Origin of the sequence: Streptomyces sp. NPDC003456, assembly GCF_042878735.1 — a bacterium.
Classification (GTDB): Bacteria; Actinomycetota; Actinomycetes; order Streptomycetales; family Streptomycetaceae; genus Streptomyces.
Map to the genome: position 1 here is coordinate 796847 of NZ_JBIAOK010000002.1, position 19386 is coordinate 816232.

17 protein-coding genes are annotated in these 19386 nt (G+C 71.6%); 7 read left to right on the top strand and 10 right to left on the bottom strand.

What is annotated here, in order from left to right; translation table 11 throughout:
* Positions 1–46: 46 nt before the first annotated feature.
* On the top strand, positions 47–2332 hold the full coding sequence (locus ACFYWG_RS09330) for a catalase (RefSeq protein ID WP_389200284.1): 2286 nt from the start codon (positions 47–49) through the stop codon (positions 2330–2332).
* A gap of 121 nt (positions 2333–2453) precedes the next feature.
* Here the strand turns inward: ACFYWG_RS09330 and ACFYWG_RS09335 are convergent, their stop codons facing one another.
* Positions 2454–3188, bottom strand: a complete 735-nt coding sequence (locus tag ACFYWG_RS09335; RefSeq protein WP_389200286.1) for an SOS response-associated peptidase — start codon at positions 3186–3188, stop codon at positions 2454–2456.
* Between the two features lie 118 nt (positions 3189–3306).
* On the opposite strand from ACFYWG_RS09335, the gene ACFYWG_RS09340 reads away from it, so the two are divergent.
* Entirely contained in the window at positions 3307–3630 is a 324-nt protein-coding gene (locus tag ACFYWG_RS09340; RefSeq protein ID WP_385418781.1) for a hypothetical protein, read from the top strand.
* A gap of 71 nt (positions 3631–3701) precedes the next feature.
* On the opposite strand, the gene ACFYWG_RS09345 is transcribed toward ACFYWG_RS09340, so the two are convergent.
* From ACFYWG_RS09345 to ACFYWG_RS09365, 5 genes are all read right to left on the bottom strand, one after another.
* Positions 3702–4139 carry a hypothetical protein gene (locus ACFYWG_RS09345; RefSeq protein ID WP_385418784.1) on the bottom strand — a complete coding sequence of 146 codons (438 nt, stop codon included), beginning with the start codon at positions 4137–4139 and terminating at the stop codon, positions 3702–3704.
* 247 nt (positions 4140–4386) lie between these two features.
* Positions 4387–5301 carry a carbohydrate ABC transporter permease gene (locus tag ACFYWG_RS09350; RefSeq protein ID WP_389200289.1) on the bottom strand — a complete coding sequence of 305 codons (915 nt, stop codon included), beginning with the start codon at positions 5299–5301 and terminating at the stop codon, positions 4387–4389.
* A complete protein-coding gene (locus ACFYWG_RS09355) occupies positions 5298–6152 on the bottom strand; it encodes a carbohydrate ABC transporter permease (RefSeq protein ID WP_376327090.1) in 855 nt (284 codons plus the stop codon). The genes ACFYWG_RS09350 and ACFYWG_RS09355 overlap by 4 nt, the downstream gene beginning before the upstream one ends.
* Positions 6153–6276: 124 nt before the next feature.
* Complete coding sequence (locus ACFYWG_RS09360; protein WP_389200292.1) at positions 6277–7635, bottom strand: ABC transporter substrate-binding protein; 1359 nt, start codon at positions 7633–7635, stop codon at positions 6277–6279.
* Positions 7636–7691: 56 nt separating this feature from the next.
* Positions 7692–9197: an alpha-N-arabinofuranosidase gene (locus tag ACFYWG_RS09365; RefSeq protein WP_383507500.1), complete on the bottom strand. Its 1506-nt coding sequence runs from the start codon at positions 9195–9197 to the stop codon at positions 7692–7694.
* A gap of 300 nt (positions 9198–9497) precedes the next feature.
* On the opposite strand from ACFYWG_RS09365, the gene ACFYWG_RS09370 reads away from it, so the two are divergent.
* The 3 genes from ACFYWG_RS09370 to ACFYWG_RS09380 all read left to right on the top strand — a co-directional run bounded on the left by ACFYWG_RS09370 (position 9498) and on the right by ACFYWG_RS09380 (position 12141).
* Positions 9498–10526 carry a LacI family DNA-binding transcriptional regulator gene (locus ACFYWG_RS09370; protein ID WP_385418796.1) on the top strand — a complete coding sequence of 343 codons (1029 nt, stop codon included), beginning with the start codon at positions 9498–9500 and terminating at the stop codon, positions 10524–10526.
* Positions 10527–10635: 109 nt separating this feature from the next.
* A complete protein-coding gene (locus tag ACFYWG_RS09375; protein WP_383507503.1) occupies positions 10636–11052 on the top strand; it encodes a CBS domain-containing protein in 417 nt (138 codons plus the stop codon).
* A 222-nt stretch (positions 11053–11274) separates the two neighbouring features.
* On the top strand, positions 11275–12141 hold the full coding sequence (locus ACFYWG_RS09380) for a GNAT family N-acetyltransferase (protein ID WP_389200295.1): 867 nt from the start codon (positions 11275–11277) through the stop codon (positions 12139–12141).
* 26 nt (positions 12142–12167) lie between these two features.
* Here ACFYWG_RS09380 and ACFYWG_RS09385 read toward each other — a convergent pair whose 3' ends face one another.
* Positions 12168–12737, bottom strand: coding sequence for a hypothetical protein (locus ACFYWG_RS09385; RefSeq protein ID WP_376327079.1), 570 nt, complete (start codon positions 12735–12737; stop codon positions 12168–12170).
* 237 nt (positions 12738–12974) lie between these two features.
* Complete coding sequence (locus ACFYWG_RS09390) at positions 12975–13535, bottom strand: class I SAM-dependent methyltransferase (protein ID WP_383507526.1); 561 nt, start codon at positions 13533–13535, stop codon at positions 12975–12977.
* 457 nt (positions 13536–13992) lie between these two features.
* Here ACFYWG_RS09390 and ACFYWG_RS09395 point away from each other — a divergent pair, with 457 nt between their 5' ends.
* On the top strand, positions 13993–14367 hold the full coding sequence (locus tag ACFYWG_RS09395; RefSeq protein ID WP_383507511.1) for a peptidase inhibitor family I36 protein: 375 nt from the start codon (positions 13993–13995) through the stop codon (positions 14365–14367).
* 240 nt (positions 14368–14607) lie between these two features.
* Here ACFYWG_RS09395 and ACFYWG_RS09400 read toward each other — a convergent pair whose 3' ends face one another.
* Positions 14608–14940: a nuclear transport factor 2 family protein gene (locus ACFYWG_RS09400; RefSeq protein WP_385418802.1), complete on the bottom strand. Its 333-nt coding sequence runs from the start codon at positions 14938–14940 to the stop codon at positions 14608–14610.
* Between the two features lie 332 nt (positions 14941–15272).
* Here ACFYWG_RS09400 and ACFYWG_RS09405 point away from each other — a divergent pair, with 332 nt between their 5' ends.
* On the top strand, positions 15273–18824 hold the full coding sequence (locus ACFYWG_RS09405) for a BTAD domain-containing putative transcriptional regulator (RefSeq protein WP_389200298.1): 3552 nt from the start codon (positions 15273–15275) through the stop codon (positions 18822–18824).
* 161 nt (positions 18825–18985) lie between these two features.
* On the opposite strand, the gene ACFYWG_RS09410 is transcribed toward ACFYWG_RS09405, so the two are convergent.
* Positions 18986–19180, bottom strand: a complete 195-nt coding sequence (locus ACFYWG_RS09410; protein WP_389200300.1) for a hypothetical protein — start codon at positions 19178–19180, stop codon at positions 18986–18988.
* Positions 19181–19386: the final 206 nt, after the last annotated feature.

The following is a 19386-nucleotide window of genomic DNA, read 5'->3' on the forward strand; positions in this document are numbered from 1 at the left end:
GTGGCCGTACCGGCCGGGGTCGTCACGAAGCAGAGGAACGATACCGATGAGCCAGCCCAACCCCATCAAGCGGGCGGCGGACAAGGTCACCGAAGCCATCCAGGGCACCGGAGCGGGACCGGAGGAGGGCATCCCCGGCAAGCCGGCCCCGCAGTCCCCCTCCGTCGCCGAGCCGACGGAGCCGCGTGAGCCGCTGCCGCCCAAGCCCGACCAGAGCGGACCCGACACGATGTCGCCCACCGGGCAGGCGACCGGCGCCGCCCAGGCCCGTATGGCGCAGTCGGGCGCCTACTTGACGGACGCACAGGGCACACGGCTCCACGACACCGACCACTCGCTCAAGGCGGGCCCGCGCGGTCCCGTGCTGCTGCAGGACCACCACCTGCGCGAGAAGGTCATGCACTTCGACCACGAGCGCATTCCGGAGCGGGTCGTGCACGCCCGAGGCGCGGCGGCACACGGCGTGTTCAAGAGCTACGGAACCGCGTCCGCCGTGACGAAGGCGGCCTTCCTCGCCCCGGGCGCGGAGACGCCGGTGTTCGTGCGCTTCTCGACCGTCCTCGGTTCCCGGGGCTCCGCCGACACGGTGCGGGACACCCGCGGCTTCGCGACCAAGTTCTACACCGAGGAAGGCGTCTTCGACCTGGTCGGGAACAACATCCCGGTCTTCTTCGTGCAGGACGCCATCAAGTTCCCGGACATCATCCACGCGGGCAAACCGCACCCCGACCGCGAGATCCCGCAGGCCCAGAGCGCACACGACACCTTCTGGGACTTCGTCACGCTGCACACCGAGGCCACGCACCACACGCTGTGGAACATGTCCGACCGGGGCATCCCGCGCTCGTACCGCACGATGGAGGGTTTCGGGGTCCACACCTTCCGTCTCGTGGCGGCCGACGGTTCCACCACGCTGGTGAAGTTCCACTGGAAGCCGAAGCTCGGCGTGCACTCCCTGGTGTGGGAGGAGGCCCAGATCGCGGGCGGCGTCGACCCCGACTTCCACCGCCGCGACCTCGCCGACGCCATCGAGGCCGGTGCCCACCCGCAGTGGGAACTGGGCATCCAGACCTTCCCCGACACTCCCGACCAGACCTTCGAGGGGATCGACCTCCTCGACGCGACCAATCTCGTGCCCGAGGAACTCGCCCCCGTCCAGCCGATCGGGCTGCTGACCCTGAACCGCAACCCGTCGAACTACTTCGCCGAGACCGAGCAGGTGGCCTTCCACGTCGGTCACCTCGTGCCCGGCATCGACGTCACGGACGACCCGCTGCTCGCCGGACGCCTGTTCTCCTACCTGGACACCCAGATCACCCGGCTGGCCGGCCCGAACTTTCCGCAGATCCCCATCAACCGGCCGCACTCGCCGGTCAACGACATGCTGCGGGACGGCTACCACCAGGATGCCGTGCACCGGGGCGTGGCCCCCTACCGGCCCAACTCGCTCGACGGCGGCTGCCCGTTCCTGGCGGGTGCCGAGACGGGGGCGTACATCGAGACGCCGGTGCGTGTGCCCGAGGCGACGAAGGTGAGGGAGGCTCCGGAGTCGTTCTCCGACCACTTCAGTCAGCCGCGCCGCTTCTGGCTGAGCATGAGCGAGATCGAGCGCGAGCACATCATCGGCGCCTACACCTTCGAGCTGGGCAAGTGCTACGAGGAGGCCGTCAAGACGCGGGCCCTTCAGGTGCTCGCCAACATCGACGCGGAACTTTGCGCCCGGGTCGCCGAGGGCCTCGGCCTGCCCGCGCCGGAACCGACCGTGCCGCTGGTCGACGTCGAGCCCAGCCCCGCCCTGTCGCAGGTCGGGCAGACCTGGCCCACGGACGGACGCCTCATCGGCGTGATCACGACCCCGGACGGGGACCTGGACGGTGTGCGGGCGGTACGCGAGGCAGTGCTCGACGCGGGGATGGTGCCCCTGGTCATCGGTCCCACCGGCGGCAAGCTGGGGGCGGGCGACGACGCGGTGACGGTGCAGCGGACGTTCGCGACGGCCCGGTCGATCGAGTTCGACGCGCTTCTCGTGGCCGGTGCGCCCGCGCCGGGGGGCGACGCCTACGGCTCCCGCGACGCCAAGGCCCTGCCGGCCGGTGTGCCCGGGGCCGTGGACCCGCGGGTGGGACTGCTCCTGACCGAGGCGTTCCGCCACGGCAAGGCCATCGGTGCCTGGGCGGGCGGCGACGCGGCGCTGGACGCGGTCGGCATTGCGACCGGCGGGCCGGGCGTGGTGGTGGGCCGGGACGGCACCTCGGTGCTGGAGCAGATCCAGGAGCTGCTGGCCGCGCACCGCGTGTGGGAGCGCTTCGCCTCGACGCCCCTGACGCCCTGACGCCCTGGGGCGCCGTCGACGCCGGCTCGACGAGGCCCTCCGCAGGCGCTGCGACGCCGACGAGATCCGATGGCGACCCGGCCTCGATCGTCGTCGGCCCGCGGCGCGGCCGGTTGCGTGATCAGCTCACCGCGTCCACCAGGTGCGCGCCGTTGTTGCGGACGTTGTTGACCGCCGTGGAGACGGGGCGCGCCTGCAGGTTCCCGTCCGCGGGCCGGGTGAGCAGGGCGCGGAGGTCCGTGGTGTCCTGGTGGCCGGGGTCCAGCCAATCCGCGTAGTGCTCCGGGTGGAGGGCGAGAGGCATGCGCGGGTGCACCCGGCCGGCCTCGTCGGTGGCCTCCGTGGTGATGATGGTGCAGGTCATGAGCCAGGCGTCCGGATCGTCGTCGTCCCCGACCCCGGGATCGCGCCAGTACTCGTACAGGCCCGCCATGGCCATGACCTGCCCGTCGGCGGGGTGGATGAAGTACGGCTGCTTGCGGGTCCTGCCCGTGGCCTCGTCCTGCACCTGCTGCCACTCGTAGAAGCCGTCGGCGGGCAGCAGGCAGCGCCGCTTGGCGAAGGCGCGCCGGTAGGCGGGCTTCTCGTGCACCGTCTCGACCCGGGCGTTGATCATCCGGGCACCCGCCTTCGGGTCCTTCGCCCACGACGGCACCAGGCCCCACTTCAGCGCCCGCAACTCCCGCCGGACCTCGTTCCCCCCGTCCCGCGGGGCACGTTCGAGGACCGCGTAGACCTGGTCGGTCGGCGCGACGTTCCAGCTCGGGGCGAGGGTTTCCTCGGGGCGCCAGTCGGTGACGTCGAAGAGCTTGGTGAGGTCCTCGGGTGCACGGGTGGAGGTATAGCGGCCACACATACCGCCACTCTGCCACGACCGCGCCGCGCCGGGTGCGGATACCGCCGCGGAGGCCGCGCCCGAAACGCGGCGGGGCGGCGACCGCCCGTCCGCGCGCCGGGCGGGCAGAATCGTCCGCGTGGAACCACACCGCTCACCGGAGCACACCCCGGACGGGCACTTCGTCGTCGTCAAGGGGAGGAAGTGGCGGGCCACCGATCCGGCGATCCCCGAGGAGACCGCCGCCCGTCTTCGCCGTCACCTCATGTCGGCCCGTCGCGCGGTGCGCGCGGCCACGAGTGCGGCGGACGCGAACGCCGAGGCGGCGGCGCGCGCACGCGTGAACCGGGCGAAGATCGCCCTGGGGGAACGGGGCGCCCCCTGGTGGGACCAGACCGCGGACGAGCGCCGGCAACGCTGGGAGCAGGGCTTGGCGCACCTCGACGAGGAGGCGCGGAGCTGAGCGGCACCGGCGGTACGGCCGCGTGGGCTGCTCGCGCGCGGTCCTGCCAGGGGAACTCGACGTCCCGGGACTCAGATGCCCATGGAGGCGATCTCGACGGGTGAGCGGTAGGAGGCGGCGGCGGTGACCACGCAGGCCCGGTACGTCCGGTTCGCGTGGACCGCGCGGAAGTAGTCGCGCAGGTTCTGCCAGTAGCCGACCAGGTATCCGAGCCCGGGCACGAAGCCGGGCGGGCGCGGGACGAGGGCGAACGCCTCGCTGCACCGGAGGATCTCGCCGGTCGCGGTGGACAGGATGTCCGCCACCTCCGCGTTCATGTTCCAGCCGGCCGCGAGCTCCGGGCTCCATATTGCACCGGCCACCGCCCGCAGCTTCTCCTGCTCCTCGGGGGTCGGGTCGCCGAGGACGCCGGGTGCGGCGGTGACCGGCGCGCGTACCGGTCCGGCGGCCGGCGCTGCCGTGGCCGGTCCGGCCACGGCCGTCACGAGACCCGAGGCCAGTAACGCCACCAGGGCCGCGGTATGTCTGTGCCTGATGCTGCTCCTGCTCGTCGTCACCACGTCCGCCCTTCTGTCGAGTGACCACCCGCGACCGCGGGGGCGGTCCGAAGATCGCACGAGGTGAGGGGGTGGTCAACGGCGACAACCCGCCAGCGTGGCCGGGTGGTTGGAGCAGGGGGCAGACCGCCGGGTCGGCAACCTGCCCCCTGCTCGACGTACGCCGTGCGGTCGGCCGTCGACCCTCGGCCGTGAGGCCTCAGCCCTTCAGACCCGACCGGGAGACACCCTCGATGACCCACCGCTGCGCCACGACGTACAGCAGCAGGACGGGCACGCTGGCGATCACCGCTCCGGCCATCAGCAGGTCGTAGTGGATGCTGTTGGCGTTCTGGAAGTTGGCCAGACCAGCGGGCAGGGTGAGCGACTCGGGGCTCAGCAGCACGTACAGCGGCCACAGGAAGTCGTTCCAGTTGGCGAGGAACGACAGCATGCCGAGTGTGGTCAACGCCGGTTTGGACAGCGGCAGGACGACCTTCACGAAGATCTGCCACCGGTTGCAGCCGTCGAGTTCGGCGGCCTCCTCCAGTTCGGCCGGCACGGTGAGGAAGAACTGGCGGAGGAAGAACACCCCGAACGCGCCGGCCGCGCCCGGGACGATCACCGCGGGCAGACTGTCCACCCAGGCCAGCTCGTTGACGATCAGGAAGTTCGGGATGAGCAGCACCATGGGCGGCACGAACAGCGTCGCGACGATCGAGGTGAAGAACACCGTCCTGCCCCTGAACCGCATCCGCGCCAGGGCGTAGGCGGCCGGGGTCGCGGTGACCAGGACCAGCGCGGCGTGCGCGGCGGCGGCGAGGACGCTGTTGGCGAGCCACCGCAGGACCGGGCTGTCCGTGGCGGTGAGGATCTCCCGGTAGGCCTGAAGCGTGGCGGGGGAGGGGATCCACTGGGGATCCGTGGACCCGGCGGCCTCCCCGGTCTTGAAGGAGGTGACCACCATGTACGCGAGCGGGCTCAGGTACAGGGCCGCCACCACGGCCAGGACCAGGTGGAGCAGGGACCGGCGCAGGCGCCGCGCGGCCGCGGGAGGCGGCCCGCCGGCCTGACTCCTCCGGTCGGCGACGGGGGGCTCGGCCGCCCGCCACTGCTGGGTCTCCGTGTGGGTCATCGCCCCTCCTGACGCTCGCGGAAGACACGGAAGACCACCGCGCTGGCCGCCATCAGGGCGAGCGCCAGGATGAAGCTCATCGCGGACGCCGACCCCATCTCGAAGCGCCGCAGACCCGTCTCCGCGATGAGGAAGATGGCGGTCTTGGTCTCGTCGGCGGGAGCCCCGCCGGTGATGATGTACGACTGGCCGAACATGTTGGCCGAGGCCAGCAGCGTGGAGTTCACCACGAACAGCGCGACCGGCCGCAGCCCCGGGAGCGTGACGTGCCGGAAGCGCTGCCAGGCGCCGGCCCCGTCGACCTTGGCCGACTCGTACAGTTCGGCCGGGATGTCCTGCAGTCCGGCGAGGTAGATGACGGAGTTGAAGCCGAGCGTCCACCACACGGTGACCAGGACCAGGGCCCACCAGGCCGCCGGGGTGTCGGTCGTCCACTGGATGTCGTCGGGCAGACCGACGAGACCCAGGTAGTGGTTGACCAGGCCGATGTTGCCGTCGAGCAGGAACCGCCACAGCAGACCCACGACGGCCACGCCCAGGACGTACGGGGCGAAGTAGACGGCCCGGTAGAGGTTGCGGCCGCGGAACCTGCCGTTCATCAGCAGGGCGGTGAACAGCGGCACGACCAGCAGCAGGGGCGCCGAGAGCAGGGTGAAGATGCCCGTGGCGCGCATGGCCTGCCAGAAGCGGGGGGCGTCCACGCTGCCGGGGTCGAACAGCTCCCGGTAGTTGTCCAGCCCCACGAAGGGCTTGGCCGGCAGGTTGATGTCCCACTGGTGCAGGCTGATCCACAGTCCGTAGCCGATGGGGATCACCACGAAGGTGAGGAAGAGCACCAGGTACGGTGCCATGAACACGTAGGGTGTCCACCACTGGTAGGAGCGTGAGGCAGCCCGGACCGCGGTGGGGTCCGCGTCCCGCGCTCGCGGGTCCTTCGTGGCGGACGGGGTCGTCAGCCGTCGCACCGGGATCGCCTCACTTCGCGTACTTCTGCTTGTTGTCGGCCAGGATCTTGTTGGCGGTCCTCACCCCGTCGGCCAGGGCGTCGCCTGGCGACTGCTGGCCCAGGACGGCCTTCTGGACGGCAAGTTCGAGCGCCTTGCTCTGCACGTCGCCCAGACCGGGCAGGGCCGGCAGGAAGCGGAAGACGTCGACGTTCCGGGCCAGCGGGGTCTGCGGCAGCCGGGACACCTCGGCAGTGGCGCGAACGCTGTTGCGGGCCGGGATCATGCCGGCCTGGGCCCACTCCGTGGAGCGCTCACTCATGTAGTCGATGAAGAACTTCGCGGCCTGCACCTTGTTCTTGTCCCGGCCGGCCTGGGACGTCAGGACGAAGTTGTGGCTGGCCGTCCACACCGCGGGCGTGGACCCGATGGTGGGCACGGACGACATGTTCCACTTGACCTTCCCTGCGGTCGACTTGAGGTCGTTGATCTGCCAGATGCCGTCCCAGGTGAAGCTGACCTTGTCGTTCTTGAAGGCGTTGTACTGGGAGTCCTGGGCCACCTGAGCGGGGCTGTAGCCCTTGCGGATCTGCTCGGTCATCCAGGCCAGGGCCTCCTCGCCCGCGTCCGAACCCCACAGGGCCTCGGTGCCCTCCTCGTTGTACAACTCGCCGCCGAACTGCCACAGCAGGCTCATGAACATCAGGTGCGCCGGCCACTTGTTGGGCATCCAGAAGGGCTGCGCGATGCCCGCGGACTTCAGTTCCTTGAGCGCCGCCTCGTAACCGGCCCGGTCGTCGGGCGCCTTGTCCAGTCCGGCGCGGGTCAGGTGCCGCGCGTTCCAGTAGTCGGCCAGGCAGTGCACGTCCAGGGGGACGCTGTAGCGCTTGCCGTCGTAGATGCCGGCCTGCCACACCGCGGGGATGAAGTCGGACTCGCTGAGCTTCAGGGCGGAGACGACGTCGTCCAGCGGCATGAGCGTGCCGCGCACGGCGAACGTGGCGATCTGGTCGTTGTGGATCACGGCGATGTCCGGGCCCTTGCCCGCGCTGATGGCCGTGGGCATCGCCGGGTAGAGGTCCTCCCAGCGCCGGGTGGTGTTCTTGACGGTGATGCGGCCTTCGTACTTCTTGTTGAACGAGGCGAGCATGGCCTGCATGTGCGGGCCGTCGCCGCCGGTGAAGCCGTTCCAGTACTCCAGGGTGACCTTGGGGCCCTTGTACTCGTCGCCGCTGAACGCGGGGGCGTCGTCGGTGTTGTTCTGACCGGCACCCACCTTCGTCCCGCCGCCGCACGCCGTGAGGACGCCGGCCGCGGTGACACCGGCGGCCGCGCCGAGGAACGTTCGGCGGTGGACGGGGGAGACGGGGGAAGCGGTGCTGTGCGTCATGTCGTGCTCCTGAGGTGGGAGTGCGGTGTCGAGGGAGGGGCGGTGCCGCTGCGGGCTCAGACCGCGGTGAGGCGGATCATGCTCCAGCTCACCGCGGGGAGGTCCGCGCTGAGGACGTGGTCGTCGATCTTGGTGCCGCTGACGTCCTGCGGCCTGACCCGGTCGGGTGCGGCCTCGGTGTTGGCCGCCTCGCGGTCCGCGTCGTGCAGGACGATGTGCTCCGCGACGCGGTGCCGGGGGAAGGCCCGCAGATCGACGGAGAGCGCGAGCTCCTCCCGGGCACTGCGGTTCACCGCGAACAGCACGACCTCGCCGCTCTCCTCGTCGTGGGTGGCGGTCGCCCACAGAGCGGGAACGGGGCCGTACTTGGCCGTGTCGACCAGCGGGGAGTCCGGCTCCACGCGCAGCACGGTGCCGCGGGCGTGACGGGCCGTGCGGGCGAAGGGGTGGAAGATCGTCTGGCGCCACGCGGGGCCGTCGGGCCGGGTCATGATGGGCGCGATGACGTTGGCGAGCTGGGCCTGGCAGGCGGCTCCCACGCGGTCGGCGTGCCGGAGCAGGGTGATCAGCAGACTGCCCACGACGACGGCGTCGGTCACGTCGTAGACGTCCTCGATCAGTTCGGGCGCCTCACGCCAGGGCAGGGAGGACTCGCCGCCGAACCGGTGCTGGTACCAGACGTTCCACTCGTCGAAGGACAGCTTGATCTTCTTGTCGCTGCGCACCCGCGCGCCCACGTGGTCGGCGGTCGCGGTGATCGCGGAGATCATGCGGTCCATCTCCTCGCCGCTGGCGAGGAAGGAGTCGACGTCACCGTTCTCGGGCTGGTAGTAGGCGTGCAGCGAGATGTAGTCGACGAACTCGTAGGTGTGCTCCAGCACCGTCGCCTCCCACGCGGCGAAGGTGTCGATGTAGGCGTTGGAGCTGCCGCAGGCCACCAGGTGCAGATCGGGGTCGAAGCGCTTCATGGCCCGGGCGGTCTCCGCAGCCAGGCGCCCGTACTCGTGCGCGGTCTTGTGGCCCATCTGCCAGGGGCCGTCGAGCTCGTTGCCGAGACACCACATGCGCACGTCGTGCGGCCGGTCCACGCCGTGGGAGCGGCGCAGGTCGGACAGGGCGGTGCCCTGCGGGTAGTTGGTGTACTCCAGCAGGTCGAGCGCCTCGGCGACACCGCGGGTGCCCAGGTTGAGGGCCATCATCGGCTCGACGCCGGCCTTGCCGGCCCACGCCATGAACTCGTTGAGCCCGAACGCGTTGCTCTCCAGGCTCCGCCACGCCAGGTCCAGCCGCCGGGGCCGCTCGGACACCGGCCCGACCCCGTCCTCCCAGCGGTAGTTGGAGACGAAGTTGCCGCCCGGGTAGCGCACGGTCGTGACGCCGAGTTCCCGCACGAGGTCCAGGACGTCGGTGCGGAACCCGTCCTCGTCGGCGGCCGGGTGCCCGGGCTCGAACACACCGGTGTGGACGCATCGGCCCATGTGCTCCACGAAGGAACCGAACAGCCTGCGGTCGACGGTGCCGACCTCGAAGGCCGGGTCCAGAGTGAGTCGGGCTGTGACCATGCGGCAGATCTCCTGGGGGTGTGACGAAGGGGAAGCCGGACGCCGCCGCCGTCCGTTCCGCCGCCGCGGACAGGGCGGAACGGGGACGACCACGACACACGCACGCCACCGGTGCGTTGCTTGTGGGAGTACGATTACATCGTTGAAACAGCGTCGTAAAGTGGTCGGACGACAGTTGCTCGAATCGTGGCCTCGAACCACGGGCGGGGCGAACGACGACCGGAGCGATCAACGCCTGTGCCAGGGTGGTGCTCGCCGCGTGAGTGAGAGCGCCCCGCGAGGCGCAGTGGAGGTGATCTGGTGGCAGCCAGTCTCAAGGACGTCGCAGCCCTGGCCGGAGTCTCGGTGAAGACCGTGTCGAACGTGGTGAACGGCTACACCTACGTCGCCCCGCCGACCCGGGAGAAGGTCGAACGCGCCCTGGCGGAACTGGATTACCGCCCCAACCTGTCGGCCCGCAATCTGCGCCAGGGACGCACCGGTGTGGTCGCCCTCGCCCTGCCCGAGCTCGACGCACCGTACTTCGCGGAACTGACCCGCTTCGTCATCGACGCGGCGACCGAACGCGGCTGGACCGTCATCATCGAGCAGACGGACGGGCGGCCGGAGCGCGAACGGCAGGTCCTCGCAGGGATCCGTGAACAGCGCATCGACGGCCTGATCTTCAGCCCGATCACCATCGGGCGCGACGAGTTGGCCGACCGCAGCGACTCCACCGCGCTGGTCCTGCTCGGCGAGCGGATCTTCGAGGGACCGACCCACCACGTCGCCATCGACAACCAGCGCGCGGCGCGGGAGGTGACCGAGCACCTGCTGTCGCTCGGACACACCCGCATCGCCGCGATCGGGCGCCAGACCAGCCCGAACGCCAACACGGCCCACCTGCGGCTGGCCGGCTACAAGGAGGCCCTGGCCTCCGCGGGACTGCCCTACGACGAGACGCTCGCGCCGCCGACCGACTCCTACCACCGCAGGGACGGCGCGGAGGTCATGGCGCGGCTGTTGGCCCTGGACGAACCCCCGCAGGCGGTCTTCTGCTTCAACGACCTCCTGGCCCTCGGCGCCCAGCGCACCGCACTCGCCCGTGGCCTGCGCATCCCGGGCGACGTGGCGGTCGCGGGCTTCGACGACATCGAGGACGGCCGCTACAGCACGCCGACGCTGACCACCGTCTCCCCGGACAAGGAACAACTCGCCCGCGTCGCGGTCGAGATGCTGGAGCAGCAGATCTACGGCTCCCGCCCCCCGGGCAGCCGCCCCCTGCCCCGGGAGGTGACGGCGGCCCACAGGCTGCTCGTCCGGGAGAGCACGAGCGGCCACGACGGATGAGGCGGGGAACCGGCGGCACCGCGTGTTAGCTCCCGGGCGCACGGGGCACTCATCGTCGCGCCCGGGCTGCTTGCAGCCCTCCGTTCACCGAGACCGAGGAGAGTGCCTCATGACGACGGCCCGCGAGATCATGACCGAGAGCGCCGAGTGCGTCGGCGCCGAGGAGAGTGTGCTCGACGCCGCGAAGAAGATGACCGAGCTGGGCGTCGGAGCCCTGCCGATCTGCGGCACGGACGACAAGCTCAAGGGCATGCTGACCGACCGGGACGTCGTGGTGAAGGTCCTCGGCGTCGGGAAGGACCCCGCCCAGGTGAAGGCGGGGGACCTGGCTCAGGGCGAGGCGGTCACGATCGGCGCCGACGACGACGCCGAGGAGATCCTGAGCACCATGACCCAGCACAAGGTGCGCCGCCTGCCCGTCATCGACGGCCACCGTCTGGTCGGCGTGGTGGCCCAGGCGGATGTCGCCCGTGCACTGCCGGAACCGAAGGTCGGCGACCTGCTCCAGGCGCTGTCGACGGACTGACGCACGACCCGCCGGCTCCCGGGCGTCCCGCCGTGCGCGAGGGCGGACGGGCCGCCCGGGCGAGCAAGGTGTCTGCGGGAGCAAGTATCCGGCCGTGCGCGGGGGCAGGTGCGTGTGCGGCCGGCACCGCCAGTGGACCAGGAAATGTCCCTGTGCCCCCCCCGCACCCGAAGCCGCGGAAATGCGATGGGCTCCTGACCGGGTCGCCGGTATTCTTCCGCGGTGGATACGACGGGAATGCCCCTCTTCTGTGACGTCGACCTGGCCGCGCGCATCGAGCGGGCCGAGGTGGAACTCATCACCCAGGGCAGTACGGCCGCCCATCGCCGGCAGGGAGAAGGGCCGGGGTTCCTCGCGCCCGTCATGGGGGGCGTGGCGTCTTTCGCCGAGGACGACTCGCCCCTCAACAAGGTCGCGGGGCTCGGATTCGGCGGCGTACCGGACGACGGCCTGCTCGACGAGGTCGAGTGTGCTTTCGCCGAACGGGGCGCCCCGGTGCAGGTGGAGCTGGCCCACCTGGCCGACCCGCAGATCGGTGCCAGGCTGACGGAGCGGGGATACCGCCTCACGTCCTTCGAGAATGTCCTCGGATTCCCTCTGCCCGGCGAGCACCCGCGCTTCCAGCCCGACGGAATCGAGATCAGGCCCAGCGGTGACGCCGAATTCGAGGAATGGCTCGACACCATCGCGACCGGTTTCGCCCATCCCGACACGCAAGGGGTCGCCTCGCACGAGGAGTTCCCGCGCGAGGTGATCGCCGCGGCGATCCGCGATCTCGTGAGTGCGGCCGGGATGAGGCGCTACAGCGCGGTGTCCGAGGGCGTGGTGGTGGGCGGTGCCGGCCTGCGTATGACCGACGGGATCGCGCAGCTGACGGGAGCGGCCACCGTACCGTCCCACAGGCGCCGAGGTGTGCAGACCGCCCTGCTGGCGGCCCGGCTCGCCGAGGCCGCCGCAGCGGGCTGCGACCTCGCGGTCGTCACGACCCGACCGGGCTCGACATCCCAGCAGAACGTCCAGCGCCAGGGCTTCCACCTGCTGTACACCCGCGCCGTACTGGTGAAGCAGGCCGAGCACGGGGGCGAGTGAGCCGCCGGGCGGCGGCCCTGCCCGTGCTACCAGGCGAGGTGTGCCGCGGAACGCGCACGCTCCCACATGCCGGGGAGCTGTTCGACCGGGCGCTGCTGCTCGCCGTGCAGGGCGTTGAGGACCACCAGGCATCCGGTCAGCGCCGGCACGGCCCACTGGGCGTAGGCCAGCTGCCGTCGCGCCTTGTCGACGTCGATCGGGTGCTTCTCGGCCTTCTCGGCGTCGGCGGGGTCGGTGGAGGAGGCCAGCTCGACCTTCTTCCCCAGGACGCGGGCGTACGCGGTGGCGGCCAGGGCCGCGGCCGTGACCACCGTCTTGGCCGCGGTGGAGGCGGTCACGCCCTGCTGGGTGGCGACGCGACTCGCGTTGGCGGCGAGCAGCCCGCCACCGCCGAACAGGTGCGCCCCGATCGCCGCGGCGTTGACGGGCGTCCACTTCGCCCATCCCGCGGAGGCGATGCGGTCACGGGTCGCCTCGGTGCCGCTTTCGTCCCGGGCCGCTCCGTTGAGGCCGACCGCCCCCATCAGCGAGCCTCCGAACCAGGCCGCCAGGCCCAGGTCGTGCAAACTGCGGATGACGGTGTTGCGTTCGGACATGGCAGTGCTCCTCGGTCCGGCGGTCACAGGGGTGTGGCCGGGCGGACGCGGGCCACCGGACCACCCTCACCCGGCTCCGGGCATCCCGCCATCACCGGCGGGCCAGTCGGATGCAGGCCAGGGCAGGGGCCCTCGGGACGCACGGTGGACCAGGAAGTTCGCACCCCGTACTCGGAGGCGCGGCCGGATCTGCCGGGGTGGCGCGGCACGAGGAGAGCGCATGGCACGCGGAAGGGCTCAGCGCAGCCGGCGCGCACGCAGCACCAGGTCGTCGGTGTGGTGCGCGCCGGCCCCGCCGTCGGGTGCCACACGTGGTCGCTGCTCGTTCACCTCCACCTTCCAGTCGTCGGTGAGCAGAGCGGCGACCATCGAGGGCCAGACGTAATCGGCCGGGTCGAAGCCGCTGTCGTGCGCCTGCTGGGTGTCCATCCCCGCGTGGTGCACGAGCAGCAGCACGCCGCCGGGCGCCACGGCGGCGAGCAGCGCTCGCTCGGCTGCGGCGTCGGGGGTGCGGAGCAGGGCCGGATACTGCGCGGAGACCAGGTCGAAGGAGGCCGGCGGGAGCGCCGCTTCCGTCAGCGCGGCATGTACCCGGCGAATGGCGACGCCTGCGTCCCGCGCGTGCCCGGCCGCCCGCTCCAGCGCCACGCCCGAGACCTCGAGCGCGGTCACGTCCCAGCCGCCGCGCGCGAGCCAGACGGCGTCCGCGCCCTCACCGCAGCCGACGTCGAGTACCCGCCCGGGTGTGAGCCCGGCGGCCTCGGCCACGAGCGCGCCGTTGGGCCGGCCGCTCCACAGTTGTCGTCGGTCGGCGTACCGGTCGTCCTACTCCGCCCGCACCGCGGGGTCTCCGACGTATCCGTCGCCGGGCAGGGAACTGTCAGACGCGGGCGATCCCGCTGTGATGTTGTCGTTCACCGGCCCAACGTCACCCGTCCTGGCCCGGTCACGCCACTCCTGTTGCCGCTCTGGCAATACGGCGATCGAGAGGGGAGGAACAGCCGGGAACAGGCACCTGCCGAGTGGTCGGCGCTGCCCGCTGCCCGCTGCCTGCTGCCGCAGCCGGGAGAAGGCGATGGTGACGGGACGGGCGCGGCGCCCGCAGGAGATCGGCGACGGATGCCACCCCTGACATGTGTCAGGACCTGACGGGCTCGACGCGGCCTACCGTGAGGCGCCGAGTCGGGACGACGTCTGGCCGCTGAGGCGGCTGTGGTCGACGCCTGCTCACCGTCGCACTGCATTGGAGATCATCATGCTCAAGCGAAGCTCCGCAGCCCTTGCTGCTTCTGCCGCCGTTCTCGGCGTCGTCGCCGTCGCGCCGAACGCAGCCGCCGAGCCCAGCCCTCCGGACTGCCCCACCGGCAACGTCTGCGCGTGGTCGTCCTCCGGCTACCACGGTCCTACGATCTTGAAGACGGAGGGCAACTGGTACGGGTCGCTGCGCGTGGGCTTCATCATGAACAACGGGCATCCCAGCCCTGGGTCCGACCACATCCAGGCCACCTGGGTCTTCGACGGCCGCACCTATGACAGGTGTTTGCACTTCAATCCGGGACCCGGGGAGTACAAGCTCTCCTTCCCGACGGGAGTGGAGCTGAAGAGCCTCGTCTGGCGTGGCGAGTGCTGATCAACAAGTCAGTCGGCAGGCCGTGACAGATCGGCTGCATGGGTGTCCGGCGCCGGGGCCGAGGGCTGTCCCTCACATATCCCTCGGCCCTGCTGCTGGACGTCAGCGTCAGGTGTCCTGGACGGACAGGGTGCCGGTGGGCGGGGTGACGACGGTGCGGTTGTCACCGTTCCCCCAGGTGACGGTGCCGTCGAGACGGTGTGCGGCGCGGGGACGAGGTGACGTGGGGATCTCACACCTTCATCCGTCCGTCGCCGCGTAGTAGCGGTGACAGGTGCGCAGCATGCCCTGCGCCGACAGGGTGAAGACGTCCACGAACTCCCGCTGCTGGGGCGCCAGTCGGCCCATCACCACCACGTAGTTGCCGTCGGCGACGATCCGGCTGATCAGGTGGCGGGCGCCCGGCGGCCGGGGTCGCTCCAGTTCCGCCCCCAGGGTGCCCGCGTCCAGGAGCGAGCCGTAACCGTCGATGTCTCCGGCGTCGAGATAGTCGTACGCGAGGCGGACGTGGTCGACCCCGGAGTCGGTGATGACGCGGCTGGTGCCGGGGCGGCGGGGCGGCGGAATGCTCATGACGGGTCCTTTCGTTCGGCTGCTCCGCGTGGCGACGGTGAGTGCGGTGCCGTGCGAACCAGGCTGGGGGATTCCCGCATTCCGCTGCTATCGCACGCCTATCACCGTCGAACGCGCCCCGGACGCCGGCCGCCGGCCCGCGCCGGACCCCGCACCCCGTGCGGTCGTGGCCTGCGGAGACTCGCCCGTCGTCCGCGTGAGCGGGGCGATCAAATCCGGCCAACGACGCTTCATCGTCATGAAATCTCCACACCATGGACAACGCCTGAACGTTTCAGCAAGACTGTGCCCGCTCCACCATCTGTCCAGGTGCGGCTCCTGCTGGGAGACTCATGACCGTTTCGCCCGGCGGGGCTCCGAGCGCCCCCGAACCGGTGGCTTTCTGCATCCTCGGCCCGTTGACGGTCGTCGGCGCGAGCGGTCCCGTGCGGGTTCCGCCCGGACGGCAGGAGATCATCCTGGCGGCGCTGCTGCTCGAGGCCGACCGCGTCGTCAGTACCGACTACCTCGTCGACCTCATCTGGGACGACGAGCCGCCGGACACCGCCCGCACCCAGGTGCAGATCTGCGTGTCGCGCCTGCGCAAGCTCTTCACCAAGGCCGAGATCGCCGCGGCCATCACCACCCGCCCGCCCGGTTACGTCCTCAGGACCGAGGGGGAGTCGGTCGACGCCCTGCTCTTCGCGCGGCACGTCGCCGACGCGCGCTCCGCGGCGCGGCAGGGCGATCTCCACAGCGCCGCCGATCTCCTGCGCGCCGCCGACGAGTTGTGGCAGGGGACCTGCCTCAACGGTGTGCCGAGCGAGACGCTGCGCAGCAAGGCGCTCCAGTTGGACGAGGAGCGGATGACCGCGGCGGAGACCCGCATCGACCTGGAGCTGGACCTCGGCCGGCACCGTCATCTCGTCGCCGAGATCCGGACGCTGGTACACGTGCACCCGCTGCGTGAACGCCTGCGCGGCCAGCTGATGCTCGCGCTGTACCGGTCCGGGCGGCAGGCCGAGGCGCTGGAGACCTACCGCGCCGGGCGCGAACTGCTGGTCGAGGAACTGGGCTTGGAGCCCGGCGGTGAGCTGCGTGCTCTGGAGGCGGCCATCCTTGCGGGCGAGGTGCCGCCGGCGTCCGCAAGCCCTGCGCCGGCCGGCCCTGTGTCACGCGCCGACCGGGATGCGCGAGGTGGCCGCACGGCGTACACGGACGACGGGTCGCACGCGGACGGCGGGCAGGCCGATGGCCCGCACAGCGGCGGCCCGCAGACCGACCGCTCACACAGCGACCGCTCACACACCGGCGGCCCGCACACCGGCGGGACGGCAGGCGGAAGACCAGTCGGTGTCGGGCCGGCCCCGCATGCGAGTGCGGCGTCGGAGGGTTTGCGCGAGATCCTTGCAGGGGCAGGGGCAGGGGCAGGGGCAGGGGCAGGGGCAGGGGCAGGGGCAGGGGCAGGAGGGGATGCTCACGCGCAGGGCAGGCCCGGCCCGATCCTGTCGGCCGTGCCCGGGCCGCGGTCGGCGGACGGCGGCGGCATCCCGGTGCCGGGCGCGACCGGCGTGGCAGGGGCACTCCCGAACGAGCCCGGCCGAGCCGGTGCCGCACGGTCGGGGAGAGCCACTTCGCCCGACGCCGCCAGCACTCCTTCGGGCGCCGCGGGGACGTCCGCCGCACACCCCTTCACCGCGCCTCCCGGCGAGGAGATCCCGCGGCAACTCCCGGCCGACACCTCCGACTTCGTCGGCGACCCGGAGCAGATCGCCAGGATCCAGGCCACCCTGCTCGGCGACGGCCTGCGCCGCTCCGTCGGGCTGGCGGTCATCGTCGGCAAGCCGGGCACCGGCAAGTCCACGCTGGCCACCCACGTCGCCCACCTGCTCGCCCAGCACGCCTACCCGGACGGGCAGTTGTACTGCGACCTGCGCGGCACCACCGGCGCGCCCGCCGCGGCCAACGAGGTGCTCGGGCGGTTCCTGAGGGCACTGGGCATCCCCGGGCCCGTCATCCCGGAGTCCCAGGACGAGCGCGCCGAGATGTACCGCACGCTGCTGGCCTCGCGCCGGGTGCTGGTCGTGCTCGACGACGCCGTGTCCGAGAGCCAGGTGCGGCCGCTGCTGCCCGGCAGCAGCCACTGCGCCGTGCTGGTGACCAGCCGCTTGAGGCTCACCGGCCTGCCCGGAGCCGAACGCGTCGAGCTGGATGTGATGGACACCGGGCGGGCGCTGGACCTGCTCGGCCGGGTGATCGGCACGGACCGGGTGGGCCGGGAGAAGCCGGCGGCCGAGATGCTGATCCGCACCGTCGGAGGGCTGCCGCTGGCGTTGCGGATCGTCGCGGCCCGGCTGGCCGCCCGCCCGCACTGGAGCCTCGCGTCGATGGTCCAGCGGCTGGCGAACGAACGGCACCGGCTCGACGAGCTGACGCACGGCGAGATGACCATGCGGGCCAGCCTCTCCCTCACCCATGACGGTCTCGCACCCGAGGACCGCAGACTCATGCGACTGCTGAGCCTTGCGCAGGCGGCGACGCTGCCGGGCTGGCTGGCCGGGGCCCTCCTGGACGATCACCGCCCCTACCCGTCGGACCTGCTCGAGCCCCTCGTCGACGTGCAGATGCTGGACGTGGTGGGAGTCGAGTCCACCGGCGGCTTCCGCTACCGCTTCCACGAGATCATCCGGGTGTTCGCGCGGGAGCAGCTCGGCCTGCACGACGAACCGGCCGTGCAGGCCGCGGCCCTGGAACGGATGACAGGCGGCTGGCTGTCCCTGGCCGAGCAGGCGCACCGCCGGATCTACGGCGGTGACTTCACCGTGCTGCACGGCACGGCCCCCCGCTGGGTGCCGCCGGAGAACTGTGTCGACGAACTGCTCGTCAACCCGCTGGAGTGGCTGGACAGCGAGCACGCCGGCCTCGTCCAGGCCGTCGAGCAGGCGGCGGCCGCCGGGATGGACGAACTGTGCTGGGACCTGGCGGCCACCCTGGCCACCCTGTTCGAGGGCAAGGGATACTTCGACGACTGGCAGCGCACCCACCAACTGGCGCTGGACTGCGCCCGCGCGGCCGGCAACACCCGCGGCACCGCGGCCCTGCTCAGCTCCCTCGGCGTCCTGCACCTCGGCCGCAGCCAGCACGAGGAGTCGCACGGAGCGCTGACCTCCGCCCTCGACCTCTTCCAGGTGCTCGGCGACCGCCAGGGCCTCGCCCTGTGCCACCGCGACCTCGCCCTGCTGGCGCGGATGCGCGGGGACGACGACCGGGCCCTGACCCTGTACGACCGGGCCCTGAGGGACTTCGACCAGGCCGGTGACGTCGTGGGCCGGGCCATCGTGCTCACGCAGAGCGCGCACATCTGGATGCGGCGCGGAGAGATCCCCGGGGCGCAGTCCCGGCTCGACGAGGCCCTCGCGATCTACCGGTCGGTCGGATACACGGGCGGAGTGGCGCGCACCCTGCGCCGTGCCGGACAGCTGCAGCAGGGACAGGGCCGGCACGAGGACGCCGTACGCACGTTCATCGAGGTGCTGGAGTTGTGCCGGGACCAGGGCGACGTCATCGGTGAGGGGCACCTGCTGCGCGATCTCGGGCACGCGCACGCGGAGTTGGGACGTGGTGAGGCCGCACGCGGCTTCTACACGCAGGCCCTCACGGTCCGCGAGCAGATCATGGACCACGGCGGGGCGGCACTGATCCGGCTGGACCTGGCGCGGATGCTCACGGCGAGCGACGCGGCGGCGGACCGGCATTGGTCCCGCGAGCAGCTGGGGAAGGCGGCGGCCGCGTTCCGTGAACGGCGGATGGTCGCGGAGCTGGCGGAGGCGGAGCGGCTGCTCGACGCGATGGGGCCGGCTCGTGCGAAGGGACCGGCGGGGGAGAGCGTCTCGGCTGTCGGGTGATCACCCCGGTCCCTGCGACCTCGAGACGCCGGTGAGGCTGCGATCGCGGTGAGTACGGTGACCGCGGCACCGGTGGCTGCGGCGAGCCCGGTGGCTGTGATGGCTGCGCCGGCTGCGGAGTTCGGATACGGGACCGGCTTCGGGTGCCGGCCTCGACGACGTCAGTCCCACGGGTTGGTGTCACCGGACGCGGTGGGCGACGGGGTGGCCTGCGGCGAGGTCACGGCCGTCGTGCCGGCCGTCCCGGAGGTGGTGGCGGCCGGGCCGTCGGCCTGGGCGATCTGCGCCCCCAGGAGGGTGGCTCCGGCAACGGCGACGGTGACGAGGGCGGCGCGGAGAACGGGGGTGACGGCCATGATCGGTGTCCTTCCGGTAGGGCGTCCCCGGCTTTCCGGGGCGCTTCCTTCTTCGTGGGCACCACGCTAGGAACGACCGGAATCCCGGCACCGCCCCCGCCCTTATCGCCGCGCTATCACGCCCCGCGCCGGCGTGGGGACGGCCGGTGATAGCGGCGCGGCGGGCGGACACCCGCCGCGCGATGTCGGCGGGATAGTGCCCTGCG